The organism is Lipingzhangella halophila (assembly GCF_014203805.1).
Lineage (GTDB): Bacteria > Actinomycetota > Actinomycetes > Streptosporangiales > Streptosporangiaceae > Lipingzhangella > Lipingzhangella halophila.
Map to the genome: position 1 here is coordinate 5678155 of NZ_JACHJT010000001.1, position 16548 is coordinate 5694702.

Annotated in this window: 14 protein-coding genes; 7 read left to right on the forward strand and 7 right to left on the reverse strand. The window is 69.4% G+C overall.

What is annotated here, in order from left to right; translation table 11 throughout:
- Positions 1–4: 4 nt before the first annotated feature.
- Genes manD through F4561_RS25850 form a run of 3 tightly spaced genes read right to left on the reverse strand, consistent with a single transcriptional unit; the run spans position 5 to position 3638 of the window.
- The gene (manD, locus tag F4561_RS25840) at positions 5–1213 is read right to left on the reverse strand and encodes a D-mannonate dehydratase ManD (protein WP_184582528.1); all 1209 of its coding nucleotides are present in this window, start codon (positions 1211–1213) and stop codon (positions 5–7) included.
- Positions 1210–2238: an alcohol dehydrogenase catalytic domain-containing protein gene (locus F4561_RS25845; protein WP_184582530.1), complete on the reverse strand. Its 1029-nt coding sequence runs from the start codon at positions 2236–2238 to the stop codon at positions 1210–1212. The genes manD and F4561_RS25845 overlap by 4 nt, the downstream gene beginning before the upstream one ends.
- Positions 2235–3638 (reverse strand): Nramp family divalent metal transporter, encoded by a 1404-nt coding sequence (locus F4561_RS25850; RefSeq protein WP_184582532.1) that lies wholly within the window; start codon positions 3636–3638, stop codon positions 2235–2237. Before F4561_RS25850 ends, F4561_RS25845 begins: the two co-directional genes overlap by 4 nt.
- A 77-nt stretch (positions 3639–3715) precedes the next feature.
- Here F4561_RS25850 and F4561_RS25855 point away from each other — a divergent pair, with 77 nt between their 5' ends.
- From F4561_RS25855 to F4561_RS33430, 5 genes are all read left to right on the forward strand, one after another.
- Positions 3716–4435 (forward strand): GntR family transcriptional regulator, encoded by a 720-nt coding sequence (locus F4561_RS25855; protein WP_184582534.1) that lies wholly within the window; start codon positions 3716–3718, stop codon positions 4433–4435.
- Positions 4436–5147: 712 nt separating this feature from the next.
- Positions 5148–5780, forward strand: coding sequence for a PadR family transcriptional regulator (locus F4561_RS25860; protein ID WP_184582536.1), 633 nt, complete (start codon positions 5148–5150; stop codon positions 5778–5780).
- 145 nt (positions 5781–5925) lie between these two features.
- On the forward strand, positions 5926–6393 hold the full coding sequence (locus tag F4561_RS25865; protein ID WP_184582546.1) for an SgcJ/EcaC family oxidoreductase: 468 nt from the start codon (positions 5926–5928) through the stop codon (positions 6391–6393).
- Positions 6390–6770: an NAD(P)-dependent oxidoreductase gene (locus tag F4561_RS33425; protein WP_184582548.1), complete on the forward strand. Its 381-nt coding sequence runs from the start codon at positions 6390–6392 to the stop codon at positions 6768–6770. The genes F4561_RS25865 and F4561_RS33425 overlap by 4 nt, the downstream gene beginning before the upstream one ends.
- Before the next feature lie 4 nt (positions 6771–6774).
- Entirely contained in the window at positions 6775–7020 is a 246-nt protein-coding gene (locus F4561_RS33430; RefSeq protein WP_281384123.1) for an NAD(P)H-binding protein, read from the forward strand.
- Between the two features lie 193 nt (positions 7021–7213).
- Here F4561_RS33430 and rph read toward each other — a convergent pair whose 3' ends face one another.
- Positions 7214–9850 carry a rifamycin-inactivating phosphotransferase gene (gene rph, locus F4561_RS25880; RefSeq protein ID WP_246437292.1) on the reverse strand — a complete coding sequence of 879 codons (2637 nt, stop codon included), beginning with the start codon at positions 9848–9850 and terminating at the stop codon, positions 7214–7216.
- A 472-nt stretch (positions 9851–10322) separates the two neighbouring features.
- On the reverse strand, positions 10323–12416 hold the full coding sequence (locus F4561_RS25885; protein WP_312885544.1) for a transglycosylase domain-containing protein: 2094 nt from the start codon (positions 12414–12416) through the stop codon (positions 10323–10325).
- A 1220-nt stretch (positions 12417–13636) separates the two neighbouring features.
- On the opposite strand from F4561_RS25885, the gene F4561_RS25890 reads away from it, so the two are divergent.
- On the forward strand, positions 13637–14623 hold the full coding sequence (locus F4561_RS25890) for a GlxA family transcriptional regulator (protein WP_184582554.1): 987 nt from the start codon (positions 13637–13639) through the stop codon (positions 14621–14623).
- A 69-nt stretch (positions 14624–14692) separates the two neighbouring features.
- Positions 14693–15349: a DJ-1/PfpI family protein gene (locus tag F4561_RS25895; RefSeq protein ID WP_184582556.1), complete on the forward strand. Its 657-nt coding sequence runs from the start codon at positions 14693–14695 to the stop codon at positions 15347–15349.
- Between the two features lie 7 nt (positions 15350–15356).
- Here the strand turns inward: F4561_RS25895 and F4561_RS25900 are convergent, their stop codons facing one another.
- Both F4561_RS25900 and F4561_RS25905 read right to left on the reverse strand, forming a co-directional pair.
- Positions 15357–15905, reverse strand: a complete 549-nt coding sequence (locus tag F4561_RS25900) for a hypothetical protein (RefSeq protein ID WP_184582558.1) — start codon at positions 15903–15905, stop codon at positions 15357–15359.
- A gap of 3 nt (positions 15906–15908) precedes the next feature.
- Positions 15909–16514, reverse strand: a complete 606-nt coding sequence (locus tag F4561_RS25905) for a TetR/AcrR family transcriptional regulator (RefSeq protein WP_184582560.1) — start codon at positions 16512–16514, stop codon at positions 15909–15911.
- Between the last annotated feature and the right edge of the window lie 34 nt (positions 16515–16548).

A 16548-nucleotide genomic window follows, 5' to 3' on the forward strand; every position in this document is an offset into this window, starting at 1 on the left:
TCGCTCACCAGTCGTGCATCGAGCCGTCGTGCAGCCGCGCGACGGGCAGGTAGGCGGGCTCGTAGGGGTACTCGGCGGCGGCGTTCTCGTCGATGTCGACGCCGAGTCCCGGCTCCTCACCGGGGTAGAGAAACCCGTCACGGAACCGGTAGTCGTGTGGAAAGACCCGGTCGGTGGCCGGCGTGTGCGGCATGTACTCCTGGATGCCGAAGTTCGGGATTGCGGTGTCGACGTGCAGCGCGGCCGCCAGGCACACCGGGGACAGATCGGTCGCGCCGTGCGAGCCGGAGCGCACCCCGTACAGCTCGGCGAGCGAGAGGATGCGCCGCAGGTGAGTGATGCCGCCCGCGTGGGTGACGCTGGTGCGGATGTAGTCGATGAGCCGCTCGGTGATGAGTTGTCGGCAGTCGTAGATCGAGTTAAAGACCTCGCCGGTGGCGATCGGAGTGGTGGTGTGCTGCCGGATCAGTCGGAAAGCGCTCTGGTCCTCCGCGGTCGTGGGGTCCTCCAGCCAGAACAGCCGGTAGGGCTCTGCCGCCTTGCCCAGCCGGGCCGCCTCGATCGGGGTGAGGCGGTGGTGCATGTCGTGCATCAGGTGGAAGCCGAAGCCGTGCTTCTCGCGGACCGCAGCGAACAGCTCGGGGGCATGGTCCAGGTACTCCGGTGTGGACCAGATCGTCTCCTCGGGCAGTCCGGCCGACGCCGGCTCGTAACGGTCGCCGTCGGAGCCGATGCCGTACGTGCCCTGCGTGCCGGGGACCGCGCTCTGCGCGCGCACGGCCCGGTACCCCCGGTCGAGGAAGCGCCCCACCTCGGCGACCGTCTCATCGATGGTGGCGCCCTGGGCGTGGCCGTAGACGAGCACCCGCTCGCGGCTGCGCCCGCCGAGCAGCTGGTAGAGCGGAAGCCCTGCGGCTTTGGCCTTGATGTCCCACAGCGCGGTGTCGACCCCCGCGATCGCGGTCATGGTCACGGGCCCCCTGCGCCAGTACGCGCCGCGGTAGAGGTACTGCCAGGTGTCCTCGATCCGGTGCGCGTCCCGCCCGATCAGCAGGGGGAGCAGATGCTCCGTGAGGTAGGCGCTCACGGCCAGCTCACGCCCGTTCAAGGTGGCGTCGCCGACACCCGTCGTCCCGTCCTCGGTGGTGATTTTGACCGTGACGAAGTTGCGGCCCGGAGACGTGACGATCACTTTCACGTCGGCGATCCTCATGATCGGTTCCCCCGTCTCGTGCAGTCGATGGTGGTTTTCAGCCCGGCGCCGCCGGCGGCGTGCCGGAAAGCCCGGTCTGCCTCATCCAGCGAGAAGCCCGCGGTGACCAGCGCGGTGAGGTCCACGGCGCCCCGCCGCACCAGGTCCACGGCCGGCGGGAAACCCGCCGCGTAGCGGAACGTGCCGACCAGGTCGATCTCGTAGCGCTGGACAAGGCCGAGCGGCGCCGGAACTTCCCCGCCCTGCAGCGTGCCGACAAGGACGGCCCGCCCGCCGGGCTCCGTGGCGGCCAGAAGCCCCGGCAAGGCGGCGGGGGCGCCGGAGCATTCCAGGCTGCGCGCGACGCGCAGCCCGTCGAGTTCGGCGGGCGTCGCGGTGCGGGAGACCCCGAGCGCGCGGGCGGCGGTGAGGCGGTCGGCGTCGATGTCTGACACGGTGACCTCGGCCGCGCCCCAGGAGCGGGCCACCTGAGCCACGAGCAGGCCGATCGGCCCGGCACCGGTGACGAGCACGCTCTGGCCCGGGACGAACGCGGCACGCCGCAGCGCGTGCACCGCGACGGCTAGCGGCTCCAGCAGGGGGACGGCCCGTCGCGGCAGGTCGTCCGGCACCCGGTGGAGCTGTACCGCGGGGACCCGGAGGTATTCGGCGAGGCCGCCGTCGGTCGGTGGGGAGCCGAGGCAGGCAGTGTGCGGGCAGAGGTTGTAGCGTCCGCTCACGCAGGCCGCGCATGTCCGGCACGGCACCGCCGGCTCGACGACCACCCGCGCTCCGGCCAGGTCCTCGGGCGCGCCGGGACCGAGGTCGGCGACCCTGCCGCCGACCTCGTGGCCCAGCACGACCGGCCCGCGGACCTGGTTAGTGCCGTTGCGGCCATCCAGGTAATAGTGCAGATCCGACCCGCACAGCCCCACCGTCTCGACGGCGACGAGTGCCTCGCCCGCCTCCGGCCGGGGCACGGGCCGCTCGTCGATCCGCAGATCCTCGGCGCCGTAGAGCACGGCGGCGCGCATCGTGCCGGTCATGCGACCGACACCCCGAACACGGCCAGCGCCGTGTAGACGCCGAGGGCCGCGAAGAGCACGCTGCTGACCAGGAGCGCGACCGTGAACCACTGGCCGCCCCGCAGGTCCCGGTCGACCTCGGTCCTGCGCAGGTACCAGGCGGCCACGGTGATGGCGATCAGGAACAGTCCACCGATGAAGCCGCCGGTCTGGATCATGAACACCGGCGAGGTGAAGTACAGGTAGGCCGTGCCCCACGCGATGGGAAAGAGCACGGTGAACAGCTTCATCCAGCGCTGCCGCCGCTCAGTGTCGCGCCAGTCGAACCCGCCGCACAGCGACACGGCGTCGGCGGCGACCCGCGCCCAGCCGGGCAGCGCCGCCCACAGCGTCGAGCCCAGCACGGCGATGGCGCCCACGAGGTAGGCGACACTCGCCCACTCGCCGAGGGTGTTGGTGTAGGTGCGGGAGAGGGTGGTGATCATCTCGTTGCCCTCGGGCACCAGGCCGGCCGGGTGGAGAACGGCGGCACCCATGATGAAGAACGCCAGTGTGCCGATCGTATAGACGAGCCAGGACAGCGCCGCGTCGCGGTACATGACCCTGATCCAGCCCTTGGCGCGGCGCTTCCATGCCGCACTGCCGTCATTTGGCCCGACCCAGCGCGCGTAGCCCTTCTCAATGCACCAGTAGGTGTAGTAGGTGATCTCGTCCGAGGTGACGCCGGTGAGCCCGAACATCGCGATCGCCGCGCCGATGGCCCCGGCCGGCAGGGCGAACCGCATGCCGTCGCCCAGGTCGCTGAGGCCGTATCCGATTTCGGTGGCCGGGAGCCCGAACGCGATCGCGCACGTGATCAGCACGAACAGGACGGTCAGCACCACCGCGCCGCGTTCGATCAGCGAATAGCGGTTGGAGTAGAGCGAGACGATCGCGCCGATCACGACCACTGTGGTCCAGATGGCGAGCGAGGTGAACTCCAGTGGGTCCGAACCGATCGGGAAAAGGATGCTCAGGGCCGCCGCCAAGCCGCCCACGACACCGCCGACCTGGAGGACCTTGACGAAAGCCATCACGATCCACAGCAGGCTGACCCAGCCGAGCCTGCCGATCCGGGGCGGCACCTTGTTGTAGCCCGCCAGCGCGGTCTGCCCCGTGACGATCGCCCAGCGTGCGAGCTCGACCTGTACGGCGACCTTGGCCAGCGTGCTCAACACGACCAGCCAGAGCAGTACGAACCCGGCTTCGGCGCCGAGTGCCGTGGTGGCGATGAGTTCGCCGGAGCCCACGATCGAGGCGCTCAGGACGAGCCCCGGTCCGAGGAAGCGCAGGGACGAGCGCCATCCCGTGGGCGGTTCTCGGACGTCGTCGGGGGTCAGGACGTAGGGATCCCGGTTCGTTTCGGCTGTCTGCGTGCTCACCACGTCTCCTCTGTGGTCTGGGTCACTGGTATATTAGTAGTGACATACAAGCACACAAGTCAATAGGATCTACAGATATGGGGGTTCGATCGCGAAATCAGGGCACCAGCACTTCCCGTGACGTGGTTGCGGCCGAGCTGCGGCGCGGCATCCTAGACCTGGCCTTCGAACCGGGCAGCTCCCTGGCCGAGAACGAGATCGCCACGGAGCTGGGCGTGAGCCGTACCCCGGTGCGCGAGGCGGTGATCCTGCTCGCCCAGGAGGGGCTCGTCGAGATCTATCCCCAGGTCGGCACCTTCGTGTCGCGCATCGACCCGGCGGCGGTCGCGGACGCGCAGTTCATCCGCGAGGCACTGGAGCTCGCGTCACTTCGCGACCTGGTCGAAACCATCGATGAGTCGAAAGTGCGGCGGTTGCGCTCCATCCTCGACCGGCAGAAGACCGCGGTCGCGGCGAAGGACGCCGACCAGTTCTTCGAGCTGGACGAGGAGCTGCACCGGACGATGCTGGAGCTGGCGGGGCACGGCGCGGCCTGGGCTACGGTCAGTTCCGCGAAGGGCCACCTGAATCGTGCGCGCAGGGCGTGCCTGCCGGTGGCCGACACGCTGGAGCGCATGCTGGAGCAGCACAGCGACATCGTGGAGAAGCTCGCCTCCACCGACCCGGGCAGCGCCGAGGCTGCCCTGCAGATGCACCTGCGGCAGGTGTTCCGGGACATCGACGTGGTCAAGGCCCGGGTCCCGCAGTACTTCGCTACAGGCCCAAGCCGCCCCACCCGCCGGGCCCGGCTCAGCTAGAAGACCACCGAAGATCGTGGGCGCGCGGCGCACGCTGCGGCATCGCCCGGACCACGGGGAACGCCGGGTCGGCGAGTCGCTACGGGACTTCCGGTGTGAGGCGCTCATCCTCCTCGGCCCCTCGGACGAGGAGCTGGATTCCCGACAGTGCCCTGTCGTGGCACGGGGAGCCGCAGGCCAGCATCGCCTTCGATGGCGACCTTCGCAGTGAGCGTCCGTGCGGCCGGTGCCGGGCGTGACCAACGCCTTCACGCGGTTCACCGGCACGGCGGGCGCCCTGCGTGGAGTACTCGCGGGTGAAGCCGTCGGCCCTGGCGAGCCAGAGCGGCCAGCCGTACGGACCCCGGTGGGGTAGGGCCAAGTTTCGTCGATCAGGGCGGCGGTGGCGGCCTTGAGGGGTGGACCAGGCTGGCCAGCGGCGTCGCCGGCCGCCGTGAAGCGCCGTGACGGGGCAGAGCCTGGTCCTGCCCTGTGCACCGTAGAGGCACAGCCCGCTCAACCGGCGCGTCGGTCACCTCGGTGTCGACCTGGGCGAACGAACCCCGGTCCCGGCTCTGCGCTGCGCTCTGGAGCGCGCCGGCCACCACCGGGCCCCAGCCCGGGTCGCCCCGGAACCGCGCCCCCACCTCCTCGCCACGCATCTTCTTGCGTTCTATAAGGCAAGTTGCCATAATGAAATACGCAATATGATGATCGGGAAGAGGAGGCGGTCGTGGAGCTGCGCCGCGAGGACCGGGACCTGGCCGGGCTGACCGTGCTCGCGCTGCTTTGGACCGGGCCGCGGCACACCTACGACATGCACCGGATGATGGTCGACTGGCACAAGGACTTCGTGACCGGGCTACCGCGAAGCATGTACCACGCCGTGAACCGGCTGCTGCGCAGCGGGCTCATCGAGCCGGTCGCCTCCGAGCGCCCCGGCCCCCGCCCGGAGCGCACCGTCTACGCCCTCACCGACGCTGGCCGACAGGAGCTGCGGGAACGGGAGTGTCGGCTGCTGCGGGTCCCCGACCGGGACTCCACCCTCTTCGTGGCGGCGCTGTCCTTCATCGGCGGACTGCCTCCGGAGGAGGTAGCCGCGGCGCTGCGGGACCGCACCGCGGCCCTGGAACGGCAGTCCGCTGAGCTCGACGCAGCACTGCAGGCCACCGCAGGGGAGCTTCCCCGGCCGCTGCTGCTGGAGGCGGAGTACGAGCGGGCGCGGGCGGACGCCGACCTGGCCTGGGTGCGCGCCGTACTGGACGACCTGGAGTCGGGGCGGCTGACGTGGTCCCCAGAACAGATCACGCGCCAGGACGGGGACGCGGTCCCGCCACCCGGGGAGGAGGGGGCCGCCGACGACTGACCGCAGGATCCGGGCGGGGCGGTGGCACGCCCCGCCCGGAGAGGAACCACGGCCCGCGGCCCCGCGGCGCGGCTCCCGGATAGCACCTCAGAGCTTAGCCAGGGGACACGGGCGAACGGAAACAAGCACCCGAAAAGGAGTGACCATGACGACGTACGCCCACCCCAACGACGCCGCCGAGCGTGACCGCGCGGCAATCGCCGGCACCCTGGAGCGGCTCACCGAGGCCTGGAACGCGGGCGACGCCGCGGCCTACGGCGCGGAGTTCACCGAGGACGCCAGCTACGTCGCCTTCAACGGCGAGATCATGCGGGGGCGCACCGAGATCGAGCAGGTCCACCGCTGGCTGTTCGACGGGCCGCTGCGCGGTTCCCGGATGCAGAGCAGCGGCGACCCCGCGACCAGCGCCCCGCCGCGGATCATCCGCCCCGGCGTGGCCGTGGTGCAGCAAGGCGGCGGGATCCGGCCCGACGGCGCCGCCGGGATGGCGGCCGACCGCGCCTCAGTCGCCACCCTGGTGGTCGTCGAGGAGGATCAGGGGCACTGGCGGGTCGCGGCGTTCCACAACACCCGCCGCCAGCCCGCCGAGCGCACCCCGGGGGAGGAAGGATGAAGATCCTGGTTGTCGGTGCGGCCGGCCGCACCGGCCGGCACCTGCTGGAACAGGCCGCCGGCCGCGGCCACACGGTGACCGCCCTCGCCCGGCGCGCGCAGGATGACCCAGCGTTCGCCGGGGTGCCGCGGGTGCATCCCGGCGACGCCACCGAGCCCGAGACCGTGCGCGAGGCCCTGCGGGACCAGCACGCGGTGGTGATGGCGGTCGGCGCCAGCGCGATCGCGCGGACCCTCCTCCCCGCCATGCAGCACGCCGGTGTGCGGCGGCTGGTGATGACCAGCAGCCGCTCGGTGGTGGCCACACGGCCCCGTGCGATCATCGACTTGGTCTGGCTGCGGTATCCGCGCCGTCTACGCCGACCTGGTCCGCGCTGAGGGCATGCTGGAGGCCAGCGACCTGGACTGGAGCATCGTCCGGGCGACCATGCTCACCGACACCCCGCCCGTCGGCGCCGTACATACCGACTTCGAGGCCGACGCCACCGGCGGCGACTGGAAGCTCGGCCGGGCCGACTATGCCATGGCTCTGCTGGACATCGTCGAGGACGACACCATGGTGCGGCGGGCCGTGGGCGTCTGCGGCCAGCGCATCCGCCCCCGGACCACTCGCATCGGCGCGCGCTGACCACCACCCCGGTCCGAGCCCCCTGGGCGGGCTCGGACCGGGGTGGTGCCCGAGGGCACTTCGAGGCCGAGCACGACAACCTCATCGCCGCCGTGCACACCGCTCACGCCCAAGGCCACACCGACACGGTTATCGGGTTACCCGCCGTCCTGGGCGAATACCTGAACCGTCAGCACCGGCCCGAGGCGACGGTTCAGGCGAGGATCCGGACGTACCCGTCGGTAACTCGGATCCGCTGCCCGTCCCGGATTCTTCGGGTGGCCTGCTCCACACCCACGACAGCCGGCAGACCGTACTCCCGCGCGATCACCGCCCCGTGCGTCATAAGTCCGCCTACCTCCGTCACCAGTCCGGCGATGGTGACGAACAGGGGTGTCCAGCTGGGATCGGTGTAGGCGGTGACCAGGATGTCGCCCGCCTCAAGGTCGGCCTGCGCCATATCCGTGACGACACGGGCACGGCCTTCGACGGCCCCGGCCGAGACCGGGAGGCCGACCAGCGCGTCGGGCGGGACGTCGTCGCGCCGATACTGGCCCGTGATGGCTTCTCCGTCCGATGTGAGGACCCGGGGCGGGGTGAGTGCCTCGTAGGACCGGAACGTCTCCCGCCTTTCCAGAATGAGTTCGGCGTCCGCGTCGTTGGTTCGCACGGCTTCTTCCAGCTCCTGGAACCGGAGGAAGAAGATGTCCTCGTGCTCGCGCAGGGCGCCGGACCGGACGAGGCGGTCGGCTTCCCGCAGCAGCGCCTGCTTATAGACGAAGTAGCGGCGGACCATGCCGTACTTGGGGTACTCCCGGTATCCGGCGAAGGTGCGGACGCGGTCGATCATCCGTTTGGTCTCCTCGGCCTTGCGCTCGCCGTCGGGAAGGGTGCGCAGGCGCGCCAGCAGTTCCTGTTCTTTGCGCCGTGACTCCCGGCGCCCTCGTTCGAAGCGTCGCTCGCCTTCGCCCGGCTCGAAGTTCTTGATGTTGCCGAGGATGGCGGGCACGAGTGCGGCGGGCTGCTCGCTCCAGCGCGTTCTGGTGATGTCGATCTCGCCCACGCAGCGCATTCCGTAGGTGTCGAGGTAGCCGCGGATGGCGTCACGTGCTTCCGGTCCGCCGGCCAGCCCGGCCATCTCGTTCAAAAAGCCGTCGTCCTCCCGGCGTTCGTCCGCGACACGGTGCAGGAACGCCACGACGTCGGCGTGCGGCCGGATGGTGTCCGCCACGTCGAGGAGCGCCAGCCCCATCTCCGAGGTGATGTTGTGGGGGACGGATTGGGTGAGCGCATCGGCCGCGTTCTTCTCGCCCAGCCACGCCTCCACGTACTCATTGAGCCACCGGCTCGCCTCCATCGCCGCCATGATCACCTGGAGGCTCTGCGGGTCGGAAAGGATGCGCTTCAGCTCCGCGGTGTCGGCCCGGATGAAGTCGAGTAGCGCCGGCCCGGTCAGATTCCGGATCTCGTGCTGCAGGGCGGCGAGGGAGGCCTCATTGCGGTGGATCAGCTCGCTGACGATGTCGGGGTCGGTTGCGATCGGGGCGGGTGCGTCACCGGCGGGTGCCGCGGTGGAATCTTCTTCCGGAAGCGTGCGGAGGAAGTCGCCGCGGTCGAGGACGGTCTGCAGCGCGTCCCCTATCAGCGGGTCGGAGCTCCCCAGGGTTTCCAAGAGGCTCGCGCGGCCTGCGGGCGTCGCCAGGGCGGGGGCGACGTCGACGAACAACCGCCCGCCCGCCTCGTGCATCGGCCGTAGGGCCGTCATCTGCCACAAGGAGAGCCCCAGCGGCTTCATCGCCTCGGTCATCATCTGCTGGTGACCGACGGAGACGTAGACGTGGTTCTCTTGGTCATCGGTCGTGGGGACGGGGAACAGGGTGGTGATCGGCCGGCTCTGGACGATGTGGAAATCGTCGCCGACCCGGCACCATTCGATGTCCTGGGGTCGGTTGAAGTGCGCTTCGATGCGCCGGCCCAGCCGCACCAGGTGCACGACCTGTGCTTCTGTCAGAGTCGGCCGCGTCTGCCGCTTCGGCTCGATTGGTGCGTCATGGGTACCGCCTCCCGGCGACGCCTGCGCGAACCGGGTCTTGGTGGCGATCGCTGTGGAGACGACCTGGTCGTCGCGCACCGTGTAGACGTCACCGGAGACCAGACCGGAGACGAGCGCTTCGCCGAGCCCCCAACCGGCTTCCACGGTGGCGGTCTTGCGGTTCGCTGTCACCGGGTCCGCGGTGAACAGGGTCCCGGCCGCGTCCGGGAACACCATCTGCTGTACGACCACGGCCATACCTATCTTCCGGTGGTCGAAGCCGTTGCGGAGACGGTAGGTCACCGCCCGCTCGGTGAACAGCGAGGCCCAGCACCGCCGGACGTGCCGAAGGATCGCCGCTGGGCCCGTGATGTTCAGGTACGAGTCCTGCTGGCCGGCGAAGGATGCGGTCGGCAGGTCCTCGGCGGTCGCGCTGGACCGCACCGCGTAGTAGGCGTGCTCCCCAAGCCGGGTGAGCGCTTCGCTGATCGCCGTCGCAAGGGCGTCGGGCACCGCGACGCCTTCGATGCTGCGGCGTATATCGGCGCTCAGGGTGCGGATCGCCGCGCGGTCGTCCGGTTCCACGCGCGACAGCCGGTCGAACCGAGTATCGATCGACGGTGCCTCGGCAACGATCCGTCGGAAGGTGTCCGTCGTGACGCAGAAGCCGTCCGGCACGCGGACACCGGTGATCCGCGAGAGCTCGCCCAGAAGCGCCCCCTTTCCGCCGACGTCTTCGGCATTCGTCGCGTCGATCTGCTCGAAATCCATCACGTAGCGCAATTCCGTTGCCCCCTCGTTCGTCGAGTCGGTTCGCAAGGCAGCAAGTATGGAGCAATTTTCAGTTCCTCATGAGACGCGCGAATCTGATATAAAACGAAAATGGCAGGGAGCGGTCCGCACCTCGTACGTGGCCCCGGCCGTGGGATCTCCCCGGCATGCCGAGGGTCGAGGAGGATCGACACAGGACCTGGTGGTAGCACTCTCCGTGACGTAGATTACTGAGCGTTCGGACGCCGGCCGAGCTGCGGGGCAAATCCCGCCGCACCCCTGGCCACCCTGAGCAGGTACGTGCGCGGCTGGGAGAGGAGGCCGCGGCGCGGATCACCGCCGAAGAGGCGGGTACCGCGCTTTCGGGGTCCTGTTTTCAGTAACTCCAGGATCCTTCGGCGTTCGTAGCCGTTTTCTCCTCCGCGATTCGGTTCCCAGGTTCTCCTGCTCGTTCCCGCCCTGTTGGCGCGGTCCGGAAATATCGCGAGAACTCCGGCGCTCTGCCTTCTCCCCCGTCGTCCTAGCTACAGTCCTCCAGGGGGAGGCATTCCTCCTCGCCATCGTCCGAGAGATCCGGAACGCCCGCGGTTGGGGGCGGCTCCTCCCTGGAACCCGAGTTCTCCGGGGGAGGCGAGTTCTCCGTGGAGCTCGGTTCCTCGGCGGAACCCCCGGCGGAATCCTCGGAGGGTTCCTCCGGGGATTCCTCGGAGGACGTATGCGACGGTTCGGGAACGAAGTTCTGCTTGTCGCCGACCCACGCCGGCTCGGGGAACTCCTGGACCTCCTTGCCCTCCATGGCGTTGTCCATGAACGCCTTCCAGATCCGGGCCGAGGTGGTACCGCCGTACACGTCGTTGACACCGGGGATGACCAGCTGCTCGCCGTCGGAGCGACTCAGGCTGACGGACGCGGACAGTTGCGGGGTGAACCCGACGAACCAGGCCGACTTGGCCTCGTTGGAGATACCGGTCTTGCCCGCGACCGGCCGGCCGTCGTCCAACGCGGCGGCGTCGCCACTTCCGTCCTCGACCACCTGGGTCATGGCGTGGGTGGCGTCGGCCGCGATCTCGGGGCTGAACGCCTTCGTGCCCTGCTCCAGCTGGTCGGCGTCGTTCGGCTCGATCTCCTCGCCCTCGGAGCCGACCACCTCGGTCACCATGTGCTGCGGCATGTGCGTGCCGTTGTTGGCGAACGTGGAGAACCCGGCCGCCTGGTCCAGGGCGGTGAGCTGGTAGGTGCCCAGCGCGATGTTCGGCCCCGTCGCAGCGGTCTCGAACTGCTCCTCCTCGATCCCGCTGGCCTTGGCGGTCTCGACCACCGCCTCAGGCGTGGTCTGGACCGCCAACTCCATGAAGGTGGTGTTGATCGAACTGGCGGTCGACTCGATCAGGTCGACCTCGCCGTACGACTGGTTCTCGTTGTTCTGGATCTCTTCCTCAACACCGGGGAACTCCTGCGGCGAGTCGCCGTCGAAGGTGCTCTTCAGGCCGATTCCCTGCTCCAGACCGGTCGCGAGTACGTAGGGCTTGAAGGTGGATCCCGCCTGGGCGCGGTGGGTGAGGGAGTTGTTCGCCTCGGTGGTGAAGTCCCTACCGCCGTGGAACGCCTGGATCTCGCCCGTCTTCGGATCGACCGCGGTGAGCCCCATGAGGGTTTCCTCGGGCATATCGGGCAACGTCTCACTGAAGGCGTCCTCCGCGGCCTTCATCAACTCCTCGTCCAGCGAGGTCTGCACACGATAGCCACTGGTGGCGACCTCCTCGGGAGCGATCCCGTACCGCTCCTGGAGCTCCTCCTCGACCGCGGTCTTGATGTAGCCCTTACTGCCGGAGAGATTGTCGCCCGCCTCGTAGTCAATGGTCTCCGGGAACTCCAGCTTATCGGCCTCAGCCTGGGAGATCCCGCGATCCGGGTTGTCCTCGTGCATCTCGACCATGCCGTTGACCGAATACTCCCAACGCTCCTGGAGGATCTCCGCCATCTCGGAGTCGGCCTCCACATTCTGGAAGTTGCTGGGCTGCTGGATGATCGCCCCGATGAAGGCGCCCTCGGCCTCGTTGAGCTCACCGACGTCCTTACCGAAGTACGCCTGCGCCGCCGCCTGGATCCCATAGGCATCACGACCGAAGTAGATCGTGTTCAGGTACTGCGCGAGGATCTGCTCCGGAGGCAGGCTACGCCCCACCTTGATCGAGATCAGGATCTCTTTGATCTTGCGGACATAGCTTCGCTCCTGCGACAACCCGCCGTAGTAGTTGCGGGCCATCTGCTGGGTGATCGTGGAACCACCGCCGGCCTGCCCGCCGGTCAGCACCGCCCGCATGGTCCCACTGACCGAGATACCGGGCTCCTCGTAGAAGTTGCGCTGCTCGGAACCCAGAACACCGTTGATGACGGGTTCGGGAATGTCACCCGCCTCCACAGGAACCCGGTTGAGCTCACCCGTGGTCACCGCTTCAGAACCATCCGCGTACTGGATACTCGTCGAGGCCAACTGAGTCTCAGCCTTCGCGTTGAGTTCTTCCACGCCCGGTGTCCGGGCATAGAGCACCCCGAACGTCACCACACCAGCGATGAGTATCAGACCGCCGACCATCAGCGTCGGCTTCCTCACCTTGGCCAGAAAACGCCGAGACCGGCCACGGTCATCACCGTTATCTTCACGGGCCGGCAGACGACGACGCCCACTACCACCGCCACGCCCCGCGGTGGTGCGACGGCCGCCCTTTCGCCATGAGCGTCGGGGACGGCGTTCGGGAACGGTATCCCCGAATCCATCGTCCTTGGCGCGTTCTCTACGGCCGGGGAGGCCGCGCTTGTCCCTGGCGGCGTCGCTGGCCCGGCGCCGACCGCCGGAGCTGCGTCGTCTCTCGGTACTCACGCTGCCTCGTTTGCTGTAATACGGCCGATCGGCCTGACGACTGGGACGGGGACGCGAAGCTCCCTCCGAGGGGAACGATCCCGGCTACCAAGCCGGGATGGGCCACCGTAAGCAGGCCCATCCGAGAGGCTCGCCGGCTGGACGGCCACACGGGAACGTGCGGGTCGCATCCGGCGTGCCGGAGACGTGGTCCGCTGCTTCCTCCTGTCGATGACCTGCCGTGACGAAAACTCGCAGAGCACGACACCCTGACAGGCACGGCCATGAGCGCGGATCGCGTGTGTGGAGGACACCATCGGGGGAATCGCCCGACACGGGCGGTCGTGTCGCCACTCCTACTCCTCGGTCGCTGATGAAACACCCACGGCCGTTTCGCCTGGCTGAGTAAGTACCCCCGTACCTCCAAAGACTACGAGTAAACGGTAGCCACCTCGGAAAACGTGCTCTGTCTCGCGAAGCCCCACCCTGCTCCACCGCCTGACCCGCTTCTGAACCGGCCCGTGTCGGAGGGGCACCGAGTTTGGTGGCGGCGGGCTGCCCAACGAGACCGAGGCCGGGCCAGCCGCTCGAAAGCCAGGCCGAGACCCAGGAGACAGGTTTCCCTCACTGTCTTGCTTGACGTTCAGGTGGCGCCGACCACATACCAACCGGGTCGATTCGCCGCAGTATAGGACGTCATCGACAGCTCAGTTCCCAGTACCCCGGCGCGAGCCGAACGGAGGGCTCGACCATGACCACCGACACCACCTCCGCCGCCCCCACCCCGTCGGCCAGTACCGACCCCCGCATCGGATGCTCCTCTCAGCCTCCAACACGCCCTTCCGTCGAAGAGGCGACGGTGGCCCGGCCCCGCTGACGCGGCCGGGTGACGGCCGCTCCACCACGGGTGTTGGCAGAATCAGAGGGGTATATGTCATTGCCGCCAGCCAGCACCGCCGCGGATACTCGTTGGCATGGAAACAACCACGCGTGACGTGGTCATCGTCGTCTATGACAGCCTCCAGCTGCTGGACCTGGCGGGTCCTGTCGAGGTCCTGGACGCGGCGACCCGGCTGGCCGGTGGTGGTTACCGTGTGACCACCGCCTCTCTCGGGGGGCGCGAGGTCTCCGCTTCCTCCGGGGTGCGCCTGTCGGGTCACTGCGACCTCGCCGGCATCGTCGATCCGCCCCATACGCTGCTCGTCGTCGGCGGCTGGGGGTACGCCGACGCCGCCCGCGACGAGGAGCTGCTGGGGCACCTGCGCCGGCTTGCGGGGAAAGCCCACCGTGTCGGCTCGGTCTGCACCGGGGCTTTCGTGCTGGCCGCCGCGGGGCTGCTGGAAGGGCGGCGGGCCACCACACACTGGGCGTACTGCGCCGAGCTCGCCGGGCTGCACCCGGGTGTCCGGGTGCAGCCGGACGCGATCTTCGTCCGCGACGGCGCGGTCGCGACCGCGGCCGGCGTCAGTTCGGGCACCGACCTGGCGCTCGCCCTGGTGGAGGAGGACCACGGCGCCGACCTAGCCCGGGCCGTCGGAAAGTGGCTCGTGGTGTTTCTACGGCGCCCCGGAGGACAGTCGCAGTTCAGCGCGTGGACGCGGACCGGGCGTCTGGGTGACGCCGCGATTCGCGGGCTGCTCGACCATATCGCCGCGAACCCCGCGGCCGACCTTTCCGTCCCGGCCATGGCCCGGTACTCGGCGATGAGCGAGCGGCACTTCGCCCGCCGGTTCACCAACGAGGTGGGGATGACTCCCGGGCGCTACGTGGAGCGCTCCCGGGTCGAGTCCGCCCGCGCCCTCCTGGAATCGGGGGCCGGGAGTGTCGGGACGGTGGCACGCGACTGCGGGTTCGGCACCCCGGAAACCATGCGGCGGGCCTTCCTGCGCGAGCTCGGGGTGCCTCCCGTCTCCTACCGCGACCGGTTCCACTCCACCGGGATCCCGTCCCCCGCCGGCTGAGCCAGAGCCCGCACCACAGGCGCGGCGCCCGCGCCGCCACACCCGTCGAACGAAAGGACCCCGGCACCAATGGACATCGCCTTCGCTATGTATCCCGGCATGACAGTCCTCGACCTCACCGGTCCGCACGAGATCCTCGCGCACCATCCCGAGGCCGCCGTCCACTACCTGGCCGCCACTCCCGGCCCGGTGCGCTGCGACTCCGGGATGGAGGTCACCGCGACGGGGACGTTCGGCGACGTACCGTCCCCTGATGTGATCGTCGTTCCCGGTTCGAGCCAGTGGCGGCGGGCGCTGGAGGAGCAGCGCGAACTGGTGGCCTGGCTGGCCTTGGCCCACCCTTCGGCCTCCTGGACCACATCGGTGTGCACCGGCTCGACGCTGCTCGCCAAGGCGGGAATCCTCAGCGGCAGGACCGCGACCACCCACTGGGGGGTGCGCGACGTCCTCGGCGGGTTGGGTGCGGAGGTCAGCACAGAGCGCGTCGTCGTCGACGGCGATGTCATCACCGCCGCAGGGGTGTCCGCCGGGATCGACATGGGCCTGGTTCTCGCTGCCCGGCTCTGGGGGGAGAACACCGCCCGGGCCATCCAACTCTTCGTGGAGTACGCGCCGGAGCCGCCGTTCGACTCCGGCAATCCGGAAACCGCCCCGCCGGAGATGCTCGACCAGGTGGCCCGTCTGCTTCCGCGCTCCGAGGGCTCTGTTCCGAGCACAGGACCCTGACGGCCGGTCACTCCTTCTCGAACAGCAGATGAGCCAGCAACAGTTTGATCAGCAGCACCGGGAGGAACCAGGAGAGCTCGGCGGGCACGGCGGTGAGGGCCGTCACCGCGGTCAGGGCGAGAACGGCCGTGGCGAAGGCGGCCGGGCGCCGCAGCCGAGTGGGGACGGTCAGCACCACCGCGGCGCTCACCACCACCACCGCGTAGCTGGCGCCGGCCGCCGCCCAGCCGAAACCGGGAACCACCAGGGCCAGCAGGAACGGTTGGACGTGGCAGACGACGAACGTGAGGTGGTGCCGGGCGGTGCGGCCAGGGCGGTGCCACCAGCGCTTCGCCGTGGCGGTGGCGTTGACGACCGCGCCACCGTAGAGGTCGAGGGCCACCGCGGCGATCACCAGAATCGCCAGCGCCGAAAGCCGGCCGTGGGCCACGGCGACGGCGACCGAAAGCGCGACGCCGGCGAAGGCCGCTCCGTAGCACAGGACGCGCTCGCCATTGCTCGCACCCGGCCCGATCAGGCGGGCGTCGAGCCGGCCTGGCGCGGACAGATCGGCCATGGTTCACGCCTCCTTCCGGCGGCGCAGGCCCTCGACACACACGTCGAGGATCGGCTCGGCCAGCTCGGTGACCGGAAGCCGGGGGTCCAGCAGCCACTGGAGCAGGCACCCCTCGATCGCGCCGACGATCACGGTCGCGTAGTGCTCCCTGGGTCCCTCCCGGACGGTGCCCTCTGCCTCGGCCTCGCCCAGCAACTCGGCGATCGCCGTCCGGTACTCGCTGTAGACGCTCGGCATGTCCAGGGAGAGCTGGCTCTCCTCACGGCCGCTGGACCACAGGTCGAGCAGGATACGGGCGAGTTCCGGATCGTCGGCCAGCGCAGACAGCACTGAGCGCACCAGGGACCCGAGCCGCTCCAGGGGCGGCGCCGTGCCCTCGCGCGTCTGCTGGAGCACGGTTCGCGAGCGCGCCGCGAACGCCTCGAAAGCCGCGCTGAGCAGTGCGTCCCGGCTGTCGAAGTAGAGGTAGACGCTCCCCTTGCCGATGTCGGCCTCGCGGGCGACGTCGTCGATACGCGTTGCGGCGAACCCCTTGCGGGCGAAGACGCGCACAGCGGCCGCCAGGATCTCCTCCCGCCGCGCGCTCCGGTCCACCTTCTTCGGTGCCACGGTTCCTCCTATTATGACTGACTGGTCAGTCATA